Genomic DNA, 9063 nt, shown 5'->3' on the forward strand with positions numbered 1-9063 from the left:
TCCCGCGCTTCAACAAGATGAAGGGCATGGGCCAGATCGTCAGCTGGTCGGTGCGTGACGAAAGCCTCCACTGCGAGGGCATCGTGCGCCTGTTCCATGAATTCGTGCGCGAGCGTGACTGCTTCACCAAGGCGGTGAAGGAAGATATCATCGACATCTGCCAGAAGACCGTGCGGCTGGAAGACAACTTCATCGACCTCGCCTTCGAAATGGGCCCGGTCAGCGGCATGACCGCCAAGGATATCAAGAAGTACATCCGCTACATCGCCGACTGGCGCCTGGGCCAGCTGGGCCTGCAGCCGATCTACATGGTCGACGACCACCCGCTCCCCTGGCTCGCCCCGCTGCTCAACGGCGTGGAACACGCCAACTTCTTCGAAACCCGCGCCACCGAATATTCGAAGGCTGCGACCAAGGGTGACTGGAACACCGTCTGGGCCAGCTTCGACAAGCGCCAGAAGGCCAAGGCCGCGAACGAGGAAGAGACCGTGGACGAAGGCCCGGGGCTGTTCGGGGATGACGCTGGAGTGCAAGCGGCGGAGTAGTGGTTACCTAGCGTCAGGAAGCGACCCTTAGCTTGCCGCGGGCTGGATCACATAGAGTTAGCCGAAACTCTCACAGCCCCGGCCAGCAATCGGCGAGAGTACCAGCGGTGCACTGCAGTTAGGGTGCGAACCAGGAAGGCTTCCGGGCGACGCAGCCCGGAGCCGAACCACAGCCGCGTAGCGCGCGCACCCTCAACTGCTTCCACCGCGAGCCAACTGCAAGTCCGGTCCTGGAAATCGCGCAATAGGACCTGGTAATCTGTGCGAGCCTCGACGCTCCATGCGGCGAAGTGCTTGCTTTGCCCATTGGCCAGTTCGGCAATATCGGCGCGATTGGCGCCGCGCCCGATCAAGTGGAGCACCATCCGTTCGGGCCAGAATGCTCTGCTGCTATAGAAGCTCGCAATAAACGCCGAGAGCGACACTGGCTGCCCCACCTCGACGTAGAAGGCGTCGCGATAGCACTCGTCCCCGCGATGCAGGGCAAGCAGGCTATCATCAGGAAGGTCCGCTGCGAAAATGGCGGTCATTTGTGCTCCTAGGAATCGCGAAAACGTCTCTCGCGCAGGCAACTTCGTGTCGGTCTCGACCTGCCGCAACGCCATAGGCGCTGGATGTGCTATAGTCTCCTTTCGCAAGAGGAGAGGAACCATGCCCATGACCACCATGGCCGATCGGGAAAAGGAGCTGCGGAGCCTGCTCGAGAAGTTCGCAGCGCATCCGGAGAAGGCCTTCACCGAGGAACGCGCGCGGGCCGCCGTGCTGCGACGGATGGTCGCTGCGCAGGAGAAAGAGGGCGCCTGAACGTCGTCGCGGATGTCACGCACCAACCGAAATTGATCCAGCGCAACGACGGCATGTGTGGCCAGCCGTATTCGACCAGTGGATACCGCAGAAAGGACCCCACATGTCGCAGCACACGCCCAATGAACTGACAAAGATCTTCGCTCGCGATCGCGAGGTGCTGACCCGGCTCAAGACACAGGATCCGCATTTCGCGCGGCTCGCGGACGAGTATCACGAGCTCAACCGCGAAGTGCACCGCATCGAGGCCGAGACCGAGGCAGCGAGCGACGAACGGACCGAGACGCTCAAGAAGCAGCGCCTTGCCCTGCTCGATGAAATCACCGCCCTCGTCACCCGGGCACGCACCGCGGCGTGACAGGCGCGCGGTTGACCGCGCTGCCGTCCCTCCGCTAGTCGTCGCCACCAGGAGAATTATGTCAGAGCTTGCCTTCCGCTGATTGCCATGCCCGGCCCGAACCAGGGCCGGTGAACGCATGGCTATCGCCGGCGGTCCATCGGACCGCCGCTCCCGCGCGCAACCGCGTCCGGCCTGCGCGCGCACGGTATAGCGGAATGCAATCCCATGAATATTTCCAAGGCGGAGCAGCGCACGCTGCACGCGCTCGCGCAGGGCGGGCATATCCTTGTCAGGCGTGATGGCGAGGCGAGCGGCAACAAGGCACGGCCGCCGATCAGTGCGGTCGAATGCTACAATCGCGATGGCCACATGCTGGTCGATTGTCGGTTGGCGACATTTGCCCGGCTGAAGAAACGCGGTTTCATCGCCAGCTACGGCGGCGGACCCTATCGCGTCACCCGTGCCGGCCTCCTTGCGGTGAGGGCCCAGCTCGACAATCGCTAGGCATCGGGGGGCGAGGGATGGTCCCACCACCCTCGCTCCCACAGCTTCATCGCCAGTAGTCGCGCCGTCCGATACCGTCGAACCGACCGCCCCTAAGGCAGCAACGCTTGAAACCTCTTCCCCGACCCGCAGGGGCAGGGATCGTTCCGCCCGAGCTTCTCAAGCAATTCGATCTCTCCACCCTTCAAGGTTCTGAGCCCGCGTTTGACGCGGGTCTCGCTGGGGAAGCCTTTACGTCGCTTGCTGGTCCGCTCGAAAGCTCGGCATGGTTTCGTAGTCGATAGGCATGGATGCCTCCTTCAGTTGCTCGGAACGCGGCGCGCCCCGGGGTTGTCGTCAATGGAGCAGATAGCGCTCCGGCATGGCGACCACCTGCCAGCGGTCGCGATAGAGCAGTTGACCCGGATCGCGGGTCCAGCTGCGCGTGACGGGAACGCCGCAGTCCTCGATCAGGCTCACGAGCGCCTGCATATGGGCAAGCATCTCTCGTGCGTCGTCACGGAACCAGCAGACCCCATCCTTCCACCACCGGCCCTTGGCGCGAACGGCAAACCGTTTGGGCACGGGCAGGCGGTCGTTGAACCAGTCAAGCTCGCGCCGCAGTGCGATCAGGACCGGGTCGTTATCGGGGTCGCCATCCCAATAGAGGTTGCTGGCCAACAGGAACGGCCCCGGCGCGACGTGCGCGCGCGTGACCGTGCCGGGCACGGTAAAACGCAGGTAAATGGAATAATCCCTCGCGCGAGGAACGGGCTAGGCCGTCCCTCGCGGATGCGGGACGGCTCAGGCGGTGGTGCGCGTCTCCGCGCATTCGAGCGCGGGCGGAGGTATCAGCAATGCAAACATCGGCTGCCTCCCTTGATCTTGCAGCGCCCCTCGCAGCCCATCCGCGATCGGGATGGCGCCGTTAGTTCGAAATTGCAGGGAAGGCAAGGGGTTAGCCGTCAGGGGCGGTTTCCTAATCGCCCCCGACATGCTCCAACGGCGTCCCATGCCAGCGCCCGTTTCCCGCCTGCCCGCACAACCGCGCAGGCGGCTTGCGTCCCTGAGAGATTCTTTCTCCAGGACCGTGTTCCATGTGTTCCATCCCGGCGGGTTGCCGCCAGGGGAAACCAACTTTCGTCCTACACTTGCCCTATCGCTGGGGTACGCGATTACGGATGCGGTCGAAGGCGGCGGTGATGTTCGCGAAACGCTCGGCGATGATCGGCTCGAATTCGGTATCGGTGACGATATAGGGCCAGTCGCCCTCGATCCCTTCGCGCACTAGCTCGCCGACATAGCGGGGGTCGATGCCATGCTCGATCGCCTCGCGCGCGGCGGCGACGATCTCGTTGGCGCCTTCATTCATCTCCTCGATGTCGCCGAAGCGAGCAGGCAGGTTGCGGCGCGAATCCATGATCTGCGTGCGGATGAAGCCGGGGCACAACACCGAGACGCCGATGCCGCGCTCCGCCAGCGTCGGGCGCAGGCCTTCGCTCAGCGCGACGACACCGTATTTGGTGACGTTGTAGGAAGGGTTCACCGCCGCGATCAGCCCGGCGATGCTGGCGGTCGAGACGATCTGCCCGCCTTCGCCATGCTTCTCAATCAGCGGGCCGAAGATCTCGATCCCCCAGATCACGCTCATCAGGTTTACCCCGATGGTCCAGTCCCAGCTGGCGTCGGTCCATTCGCCATAGTCGCCGCCCCCGCCGACCCCGGCATTGTTGACGATGATATGGACCTTCCCGAACCGTGCGATTGTTTCGTCTGCCGCCTTGCGCAGCTCGTCCTTCAGGCTGACGTCGGCGCGTACACCTGCGACATCGGCATTGGTGCCTGCCAGCCCCGCGACCGCCGTATCGAGCGCCGCCTGCTCGATGTCGCACAGCATGACCTTGACCCCGGCCGCGGCGAGCGCCTGCGCGATCCCCAGGCCGATCCCCGATCCTGCGCCGGTGACGAAAGCGACTTTCCCTTCAAGCTGCTGCATGATTCCCTCTCCTTGGTTCCTGGCCCCTGCCGCGAGCATGCACCCACGGCCCCCACCCGGCAATGGGGCTTGGCCTCCAGCCCGCCCCGGTGCATAGCCATGCCTGGTTGCGCGAAATCAATGAGAGGGGTGTCGAATGACCGCTGGGCTTGGCCGACGCGCACGCAGCGTCGAGGAAATGGTTATCAATTTCGGCGCCTTGGCGGGGTTCCCGACCGAGAATTTCAAGCCGATCGACCCACGCCCGACCGATGTCTTCATCACCACCTGGGCCAAGAGCGGGACGACGTTCATCCAGCAGATGTTCCACCAGTTGCGCATGGCCGCCGCGACCGGCGCAGGCGACATGGCTTTCGACGACATCAGCCGGATGACCCCGTGGGAAGACAGCGCGGTGATCACCGACAGTGACATGAACCAGCCGCAGAAGGCCGAGCCGCGCGGGTTCAAGTCACATCGCGAGTACGAGCGCCTGCCCTCCGGCTGCCGCTATGTCGTGACGCTGCGCGACCCGCACGAAACCTATGTTTCCTTCTATCGCTTCATGGAAGGCTGGATGTTCGAACCGGGTAGCATCGGGATCGAGGAATTCTTCCCGCTGTGGCTGGCGGGCGGTCCTGGCGGTTGCGACTACTATACCCACCTGCTCAGCTGGTATGCGCGGCGGAACGAGCCCGATACGCTGTTGGCGACCTATCGCTGGGCGGTGTCGAACCGGGCGGCAATGATCCGCCGGCTTGCGGCATTCTGCGGAATCCCGCTCGACAACAGCTCGTTGGCGCTGGTGATGGATATGACCAGCCGCGAATACATGTACCGGCACAAGGACAAGTTCGACGATGCGATGATGGCGGGTGCGCTTGAGGCGAAGGTCGGCATTCCGGCGGACAGCGATTCGACCAAGGTGCAGGCGAAAGGGAGCGATGCGAAGCTCGTCCCGCCCGCGGTCGGCGCGCAGATCGACGCGCTGTGGGCCGAACGCGTGGCGCCAATGACGGGACACAAGGATTTCGCCAGCCTGGCGGAAGAGATCGACGCGCTGGGTGGGTAGCAACTTGCCCGCCATTGGAAGCTAGCAATCACGCCATTCCCCGTGGACGCGCGCCAGCCGCACGGCTAAGCGCTCGGCCCAGACCGGCAGCGGAGACGACAGCGAGTTATGGTCCAGGAGCGCACTATCGGCCCCGACATCCACGCGAAGGCGGAAACGCTGATCGAGGCGCTGCCCTATTTCCAGCGTTATGCCGGGAAGAGCTTCGTGGTGAAATACGGCGGCAATGCCATGGGCGACGATCGCGCCGCGCGCGAGTTCGCCGAGGATGTGGTGCTGCTCAAGGCGGTCGGCATCAACCCCGTGGTGGTCCATGGCGGTGGGCCCCAGATCGGCGCGATGCTCGAAAAGCTGGGAGTCGAAACCACCTTCGTCGATGGGTTGCGCGTAACCGACAAGCAGACAGCCGATGTCGCGGAAATGGTCCTTTCGGGTGCGATCAACAAGGCGATCGTTGGCTCGATCGCCCGCGCAGGGGGCAAGGCGATCGGCATTTCGGGCAAGGATGGCGGTCTGGTCACTGCGACCAAGCTTTCGCGTACGCAGAAGGATCCCGACAGCAACATCGAGAAGGCACTCGATCTTGGCTTCGTCGGTGAACCGTCCAAGGTCGACACGACCGTTCTGGAGACCGCGACCGCAGCCGGGATGATCCCGGTAGTCGCGCCGATCGGGGTGGGCGAGGATGGGCATACCTATAATATCAATGCCGATACCATGGCGGGTGCGCTTGCGGCGGCACTTGGCGCCGCGCGTTTGCTGCTGCTGACCGATGTCACGGGTGTGCTCGACAAGCAGGGCAATTTGCTTACCGATCTCACCCCCACCGACATCGCCCGCCTGCGCGAAGACGGCACGATCAGTGGCGGGATGATTCCCAAGCTCGAAACCTGCGTGAAGGCGGTCGAGGCAGGGTGCGAGGCTGCGGTTGTGCTCGACGGGCGCGTGCCGCATGCCATGCTGCTCGAATTCTTCACCGCGCGCGGTGCGGGCACGCTGGTCAGCGCCGGATAGGGGTGGCGAAGGGCGTATTGCTCTTGTAGGGCACTGGGTGAGGCTAAACCAACGGGAACGCGGACTTCATGAATACCATCATCGATATCCTGATCATGCTATCGCAAACGCTCAACATGATCGTGATCGTCTGGATCATCATCGGCCTGCTGTTTGCCTTCAACATCGTCGATCCTCGCCAGCCGTTCCTCTACAGCGTCTACGACGCGATCAACCGGCTGCTGGCTCCGCTGCTCAACCCGATCCGGCGGATCATGCCCGATACCGGCGCGGTCGATTTCTCCCCCATGGTGCTGCTGATGGCCATCTGGGTCTTCATCCGTATCCTCGTGGGCCTGGGGCCCTATTGAGATGACGGCCGAGGTTATCGACGGAAAGGCTTTCGCCGCCAAATTGCGCGCACGCGTCGGCGAACATGCGGCGAAGTTCGAGGCATCGACCGGGCGCAAGGCAGGCCTCGCGGTGGTGCTGGTGGGCGAAGACCCCGCCAGCCAGGTCTATGTACGAAGCAAGGGCAAGGCGACCGTTGCGGCGGGCATGGAAAGTTTCGAGTATCGCCTGCCGGCAGACACGCCGCAGGATGAACTCGTCGCGCTGGTGCGCCAGCTCAATGCCGATCGCAGTGTGGACGGCATCCTCGTCCAGCTGCCTCTGCCCAAGCACCTCGACGAAAAGGCGGTCATCGCAGAGATCGACCCGGACAAGGATGTCGATGGCATCACCCCGGCCAATGCCGGGCGCCTGGTTCTGGGCATGGATGCGCTGGTGTCCTGCACCCCGCTCGGCTGCACCATGATCCTGAAGGACATGCTGGGCGATTTGAGCGGGATGGACGCGGTCGTCATCGGCCGTTCGATTCTGTTCGGCAAGCCGATGGCGCAGCTCCTGCTGGCAGAGAACTGCACCGTCACCATGGCACATAGTCGCACGCGCAACCTGCCCGACGTGGTTCGGCGCGCGGATATCGTGGTGGCGGCAGTCGGCGTACCCTTCCTGATCAAGGGAGACTGGCTCAAGCCCGGCGCGGTTGTCCTCGATGGCGGGATAAACCGCCTCGATCCCGAGCCAGGGGAAGAGAAGGGCCGCATCGTCGGCGATGTCGCCTATGACGAGGCACTGGGCCACGTCCGTGCGATCACCCCGGTACCGGGCGGGGTCGGCGCGACGACGATTGCCGTACTGCTGCGCAACACTATCGTCGCGGCCTATCGCAACGAGGGACTCGAGCTGCCTGAGGGCGCGCTGTGAGGTTCGCGGCGGTCCTGCTGGCTCTCGCCCTGGCGGGATGTGCGAGCGGACCGAGCCGCTACGATCGCTATGCGCGGTTACTGACGCCCACGGCGGTGCCTAGCAAGGTTGTTGCCACCGAACTCGCCTTCGCCCGTATGGCGCAGGAAAAGGGCCAATGGACCGCGTTCCGCGACTATGCGACCGGCGACGCGGTGATGTTCGTGCCCGATCCGGTGAATGCGCAAGAGTGGCTCAGGAAGCAGGCCGATCCTGCCGAAGCGGTGAAGTGGCAACCGCATGAAGTCTGGTCCAGCTGCGACGGTAGTTTGGCGGTGACGCGCGGCGCCTGGCAGCGTGCCAATGGCACGTCAGGGTATTTCACCACGGTCTGGCAGCGCCAGCAGAATGGTGAATACAAATGGGTGATGGATCAGGGCGATATGGTGGCGGAGCCGCTGGTAGAACCCGATTTTATCCGCACAAAGATAGCCAGTTGTGACGGCAAGCAATTCCCAGCAGTTATTGTTAGTCCTCCGGGTGCCTCCATCCATAAGGGAGGCTCCGACGATGGCACCTTGGATTGGTACGTCACAGTTGAGCCCGACCGATCCCGTCGCGTCGTTGCAAGGATGTGGGACGGTTCCGCTTGGCAGTTCGTCCTACGAGAAAGCATCGACGCCAACCCGTCATGACCCAGCTCTTCATCTCCGCCTTCATCACCCTGTTCGTGGTGATCGACCCGCCGGGCTGCGCGCCGATCTATGCCGGCCTGACCAAGGGCGCGACGCAGGCCCAGCGGCGCAACATGGCAATCCGCGCGACTGCGATCGCTGCGGCGATCTTGGTCGTCTTTGCCCTGTTCGGCGAGGATCTGCTCGGCGCGCTGCATATCGAGCTCGACAGCTTCCGCATCGCGGGCGGATTGATGCTGTTCTGGATCGCATTCGAAATGGTCTTCGAAAAGCGCACCCAGCGCCGCGAAGAGCGTGCAGAAAAAGTCGCCGCGACGCCCGAGGTTGAGGATGTTTCGGTCTTCCCCATGGCCATGCCGATGCTCGCCGGACCCGGCGCCATCGCCTCGGTCATGCTGCTGACCAGCACGGCCAAGGGCCTAGAGGGCACGCTGGTGGTTCTCGCTGCGCTTGCAGCGGTACTGCTGCTGACCATGGTCGCGCTGATCGCCGCAGGCCCGCTGATGAAACTGTTCGGCGACCGGGTCGAGGCGGTCATTACCCGCCTGCTCGGCGTGCTCCTCGCCGCGCTGGCCGCACAATATGTGATCGACGGGCTGAAGAACTCGTTCGGGCTTTAGTCGTAGGATTCCCATTCGAGGTCATGATTGATGGCGACAAGGCGCAGGCCTGCCGAGTCAGCCTCGAACCATACCTTCCCATTGTCGAGAAAGCAGCCACGCCAGCCTGCTTCGTGTAAGCTTTTGGCGCCGCGCTTGGCGATGATTGACCAATCGTCGCGAGACAGGAAGCGCGGCGTCACTGCTGTGAATTCGTCGCGTTCGTAGGTCAGTCGCTTGCCGTGACGAATCACCGAAAACCGATCTCCAACGAAACGATTGAAGAAATCATTCCGGTAGTCGCCTGCC

At 63.4% G+C, this 9063-nt stretch carries 15 protein-coding genes; 10 read left to right on the forward strand and 5 right to left on the reverse strand.

The genetic code is table 11. From position 1 onward, the window contains the following. A partial coding sequence (locus AAFM29_RS13115; protein ID WP_341713237.1) for a ribonucleotide-diphosphate reductase subunit beta occupies positions 1–545 on the forward strand: 545 nt, incomplete at its 5' end. A gap of 47 nt (positions 546–592) precedes the next feature. Here the strand turns inward: AAFM29_RS13115 and AAFM29_RS13120 are convergent. Continuing rightward, positions 593–1075, reverse strand: coding sequence for a hypothetical protein (locus AAFM29_RS13120; protein ID WP_341713238.1), 483 nt, complete (start codon positions 1073–1075; stop codon positions 593–595). A 121-nt stretch (positions 1076–1196) separates the two neighbouring features. Here AAFM29_RS13120 and AAFM29_RS13125 point away from each other — a divergent pair, with 121 nt between their 5' ends. The 3 genes from AAFM29_RS13125 to AAFM29_RS13135 all read left to right on the forward strand — a co-directional run bounded on the left by AAFM29_RS13125 (position 1197) and on the right by AAFM29_RS13135 (position 2193). Next, positions 1197–1349, forward strand: coding sequence for a hypothetical protein (locus AAFM29_RS13125; protein ID WP_341713239.1), 153 nt, complete (start codon positions 1197–1199; stop codon positions 1347–1349). A gap of 103 nt (positions 1350–1452) precedes the next feature. Next, on the forward strand, positions 1453–1707 hold the full coding sequence (locus AAFM29_RS13130; protein WP_341713240.1) for a DUF465 domain-containing protein: 255 nt from the start codon (positions 1453–1455) through the stop codon (positions 1705–1707). A 207-nt stretch (positions 1708–1914) separates the two neighbouring features. Beyond that, positions 1915–2193, forward strand: a complete 279-nt coding sequence (locus tag AAFM29_RS13135; protein ID WP_341713241.1) for a YjhX family toxin — start codon at positions 1915–1917, stop codon at positions 2191–2193. A 92-nt stretch (positions 2194–2285) separates the two neighbouring features. On the opposite strand, the gene AAFM29_RS18105 is transcribed toward AAFM29_RS13135, so the two are convergent. The 3 genes from AAFM29_RS18105 to AAFM29_RS13145 form a co-directional block, all read right to left on the reverse strand. After that, a complete protein-coding gene (locus AAFM29_RS18105) occupies positions 2286–2381 on the reverse strand; it encodes an SEC-C metal-binding domain-containing protein (RefSeq protein WP_371830748.1) in 96 nt (31 codons plus the stop codon). Positions 2382–2529: 148 nt separating this feature from the next. Continuing rightward, on the reverse strand, positions 2530–2901 hold the full coding sequence (locus AAFM29_RS13140) for a hypothetical protein (RefSeq protein WP_341713242.1): 372 nt from the start codon (positions 2899–2901) through the stop codon (positions 2530–2532). Between the two features lie 427 nt (positions 2902–3328). Then, positions 3329–4168: an SDR family NAD(P)-dependent oxidoreductase gene (locus tag AAFM29_RS13145; protein WP_341713243.1), complete on the reverse strand. Its 840-nt coding sequence runs from the start codon at positions 4166–4168 to the stop codon at positions 3329–3331. 136 nt (positions 4169–4304) lie between these two features. Here AAFM29_RS13145 and AAFM29_RS13150 point away from each other — a divergent pair, with 136 nt between their 5' ends. From AAFM29_RS13150 to AAFM29_RS13175, 6 genes are all read left to right on the forward strand, one after another. Continuing rightward, on the forward strand, positions 4305–5219 hold the full coding sequence (locus tag AAFM29_RS13150) for a sulfotransferase domain-containing protein (RefSeq protein ID WP_341713244.1): 915 nt from the start codon (positions 4305–4307) through the stop codon (positions 5217–5219). A 108-nt stretch (positions 5220–5327) separates the two neighbouring features. Continuing rightward, complete coding sequence (gene argB / locus AAFM29_RS13155; RefSeq protein ID WP_341713245.1) at positions 5328–6233, forward strand: acetylglutamate kinase; 906 nt, start codon at positions 5328–5330, stop codon at positions 6231–6233. Between the two features lie 68 nt (positions 6234–6301). After that, entirely contained in the window at positions 6302–6583 is a 282-nt protein-coding gene (locus tag AAFM29_RS13160) for a YggT family protein (protein WP_341713246.1), read from the forward strand. Between the two features lies 1 nt (position 6584). Further along, the gene (gene folD, locus AAFM29_RS13165; RefSeq protein ID WP_341713247.1) at positions 6585–7481 is read left to right on the forward strand and encodes a bifunctional methylenetetrahydrofolate dehydrogenase/methenyltetrahydrofolate cyclohydrolase FolD; all 897 of its coding nucleotides are present in this window, start codon (positions 6585–6587) and stop codon (positions 7479–7481) included. A 137-nt stretch (positions 7482–7618) separates the two neighbouring features. Beyond that, on the forward strand, positions 7619–8155 hold the full coding sequence (locus AAFM29_RS13170; protein WP_341713248.1) for a hypothetical protein: 537 nt from the start codon (positions 7619–7621) through the stop codon (positions 8153–8155). After that, entirely contained in the window at positions 8152–8775 is a 624-nt protein-coding gene (locus tag AAFM29_RS13175) for a MarC family protein (RefSeq protein WP_173212871.1), read from the forward strand. The genes AAFM29_RS13170 and AAFM29_RS13175 overlap by 4 nt, the downstream gene beginning before the upstream one ends. On the opposite strand, the gene AAFM29_RS13180 is transcribed toward AAFM29_RS13175, so the two are convergent. Further along, positions 8772–9063 (reverse strand): hypothetical protein (locus AAFM29_RS13180; RefSeq protein WP_341713249.1); only part of this gene is annotated, 292 nt, incomplete at its 5' end. The two genes, AAFM29_RS13175 and AAFM29_RS13180, sit on opposite strands and share 4 nt — an antisense overlap.

Source organism: Erythrobacter sp. (assembly GCF_038133525.1).
In the GTDB taxonomy this organism is placed as follows: domain Bacteria; phylum Pseudomonadota; class Alphaproteobacteria; order Sphingomonadales; family Sphingomonadaceae; genus Qipengyuania.